The 2,727-nt window shown below is 25.9% G+C and carries 3 protein-coding genes; all 3 read right to left on the minus strand.

The features are described from left to right. On the minus strand, window positions 1-850 hold an 850-nt coding region (locus CKF59_RS04165), incomplete at its 3' end, for a hypothetical protein (RefSeq protein ID WP_147397117.1). A 40-nt stretch (window positions 851-890) separates the two neighbouring features. Then, window positions 891-1,649, minus strand: a complete 759-nt coding sequence (locus CKF59_RS04170) for a V-type ATP synthase subunit I domain-containing protein (protein ID WP_147397118.1) — start codon at window positions 1,647-1,649, stop codon at window positions 891-893. Window positions 1,650-1,733: 84 nt separating this feature from the next. After that, window positions 1,734-2,519 (minus strand): hypothetical protein, encoded by a 786-nt coding sequence (locus tag CKF59_RS04175; protein ID WP_119534719.1) that lies wholly within the window; start codon window positions 2,517-2,519, stop codon window positions 1,734-1,736. Between the last annotated feature and the right edge of the window lie 208 nt (window positions 2,520-2,727).

Consider the following 2,727-nt stretch of genomic DNA (forward strand, 5'->3'; position numbering starts at 1 on the left):
TTAACTTAGATTTTGGAGGTTCAGGAGCTTCTAATTTCACTATCTCATCTGTAGACAAAAATAACTTTTTAACGAAAGGCACATTACATATGCTAATACCTAAAATAAAAGCGCCAATTACTAAAAGAAATAGTATTTTCACTAAAGACATTAATAAACTACTTCTTTCAGGATGTAAAGCTTCTCTTAATTTGGTCAAAAGAGTATCTTGAGGTTCATTCTTAGAAATAACTTTTTCTCTAATTAAAAAATCTCGAATTTCTAAAGCTTGTTTGTATGTATTCAGATTTGCTTGAAATTCCACTTGCTCTTTTTTTAATCTTGATGATTCATTTTTTAAAGTACTCTCTTTACTACTTAAATCTTTAGCTTTATTTTGTAAAGTATCATAATAAGATTTAAAGTTTACTAATAAGCTTTGTACAGGTTCAAAATAGTCAAAATCAAAAAGGTATTGTTTTGCTTCAGAATAATCTTCTCTATCAAACGCCTGTTTAAGATTTTTAAGTTGTACTCCTAAACCTAAAGAAATAATGTTTAAAGTCTCTTGTTCTTTTTTATTTATTTCAAGTTGAGTTCTTAAGTCTTGAGAAACATATTCTAAATCAAGCTTTAAATTGGAATTTTGTTCTATTAGATTACTATTTTCATTTAATAATTTTTGTACCTTGGAAGCTTCTATCTTAAAATTCTCTTCAAGATTTTTTAATTCATTCTGATAATCTTCTACTCGTTGCTTTAAGTTGTATATCTCTTGATCAGCGCTTAATTTATATTGCTTTAACCTTTTTTCGAGTTTATCATTTAATCCTATTAAGGTTTCTATTAGGGCTTCTTTTTCTTTGGACATCTAGTCTAACCCTCTAATCAAATTAAATAAAAGAAACTATTTAATTAGTTAATATAATTACAAATATTGATATTAATATGCAAAATACTAAAAGATAACCAGCTCCTTTAAGTCGATTATGATCGCTTATTTCTGAAAGTTTGCTTCTTAGAGATTCAATGTTATCTTTATCATCCGTTAAGTTGATATCATAACTTTTTAATATCTCTTGGATTTTTTTAAATCTTTTATAGCTAGCACTATTATTCTCTATAGCTTCTAAATCCAATAACTTTTTATTTAATAAAGCTTGTTGATCCTCTAAATCTTTCTCTTTTTTCTTAAGCTCTTCTAGTTTATTACTATGTAATACAGATGTAGAAACTTCTGTACCCATATACTTATTAAGATCTTTAGCTTCTAAACCTTTTAAGAAAGATTCTAAAATCTGAATCGAAGAAAGTAACTCCAATTTATCTAATGCTACTTTTAAACCCTTGAATTGTTCAAGCTGACTTATTATTTCTCTTACCGTTTCTTTATTAGTTTCACTGTACAATAAAATACTATTTCCTTGATTTAAATCTTTGTTCAAAGATTTATAAATCTCTAATAAATCCGCTTCACTATCTTTAACCTCATCTAATTTTTGGTGTAAAGATTTTATCTGTACTTTTAATTCTAATAATTGATTCTGTTGTTTATGTACAGCTGTATCTAAATCTAAAATCTGCTTACTTGAATTTTCTTTTACTTCTTTTAATTTCAATTCAAGAATATCGTTTTTACGCATTAACGATAAAACTTCTTGATTCTCCATACTATTGATCATTTTTATCTTACTTCTACTTAAAAAAGTTAAAAAGACTAACTAAAATTAAATTATTGAATAATATTAATTTTATTAATTAATAAAAACTAAAAGTAAAACCAAAGAAATAAGCATTAAAAAAAACAACCTCAGCTTAAAAGAATTCATTTCTTTCATCTCCTCTACTTTTTCTTTAAAATCACTTAATTTTATAGAGGTGTCTTGAGGAATTAAATTAAACTCCGCTAATAAATTGCGTAATTCTTTATATTTAGAATCATAATCAACTTTATGATTCAAAGTACCTTTAGTTTCTTTTAATTGACCTTCTTTAAGAGTAATTAATTCTTCTAGTTTTGCTACTTCCTCTTCCTTTTGTTTTAATCTTAATTCAATATCTTGTAAATCAACTTCTAAATTAACATTATTATCAGACACTTCATTACTACTATGAAGTGATAATTCTCTAATTAGCTTTTCAATTAAATTCAATGCTTGAATTGAATTGGAGTTTGAACTGATCTTATCTATCTTTAATCCAATTTCTTTGATTTCACTATTTAAGCTCTGAGATACAGATTCAAAATCATTATTTTGATTTCGTGTCTGTTTTAATTTGGTAGTACTTTTTTCTAATTTTATCTTAGCGTCTTTATAAAACTCTAAAGCTTTGGCTTCTTGCTCCGTAGCTTTATTTAGCTCACTATGCAAATTCTCAACAACTTTCTTTAATTCTAAAATCTCAGAATTTTGTTTTTCATAGATAGAGTTAAGATTTGTAATTTTTTCTTGACTCTTAACTGTTAACTCTTGCAATCTATGTTCTAACTTTTGATTTAGTTGTTGCAAAGTTAAAACTAATTGTTCATTATTATCCATACTAACTTAAATCTTAATTAGAACATACAGATATAAATACTCCTCCCTAGAAGAAAGGAGTATTTATACCACATTACTTATAATTATTACTTAGCTTGTTCTTGTTTTGGATCTGCTACTGTAGGATTTTGCACAGCTTCTTCCTGCTTACTATTTTCAACTTTTTGAGCAGGCTTTGCTTTTTCAAACTTTTCAAACTCTGTTTTTA

The sequence above is a fragment of the Psittacicella gerlachiana genome (genome assembly GCF_003585965.1).
Lineage (GTDB): Bacteria > Pseudomonadota > Gammaproteobacteria > Enterobacterales > Psittacicellaceae > Psittacicella > Psittacicella gerlachiana.

Coding starts and splice junctions, on each gene's coding strand:
- CKF59_RS04175 (WP_119534719.1), bottom strand. CDS start 2,519: ATGGATAATAATGAACAATTAGTTTTAACTTTGCAACAACTAAATCAA.
- CKF59_RS04170 (WP_147397118.1), bottom strand. CDS start 1,649: ATGGAGAATCAAGAAGTTTTATCGTTAATGCGTAAAAACGATATTCTT.